Below are 245 nucleotides of genomic sequence, written 5' to 3' on the forward strand. Positions count from 1 at the left end.
CACCCCGTTGCGGGCCAAGAGCTCCGGGAAGACGCAGCCGAGGGCTCCGAGCATGGCCCATCGGCTGTGGATCACCTCCAGCTCACGGTTCTTGGCGAATGTCTCGGGGTCGGCGGAGAGTCCGGCGGTGTCCCAGCCGTAGTCGCCGGGGAATTCTCCGGTGAGGTAGCTCGGGGGCTCGCCGGAGAATGGGCCCAAGTACTTGACGCGGTCGGGGCCGTACCAGGGGCTGCCGGAGGAGACGG

General features: G+C 69.0%; 1 protein-coding gene. It reads right to left on the reverse strand.

All coding sequences use genetic code 11. The features are described 5' to 3' along the window. The coding region (locus tag D2V08_RS18105; protein WP_147374013.1) for a chlorophyll a/b-binding protein at nucleotides 1-245 on the reverse strand (245 nt) is incomplete at both ends.

It is taken from the genome of Flagellimonas lutimaris (assembly GCF_003581615.1).
In the GTDB taxonomy this organism is placed as follows: domain Bacteria; phylum Bacteroidota; class Bacteroidia; order Flavobacteriales; family Flavobacteriaceae; genus Flagellimonas; species Flagellimonas lutimaris.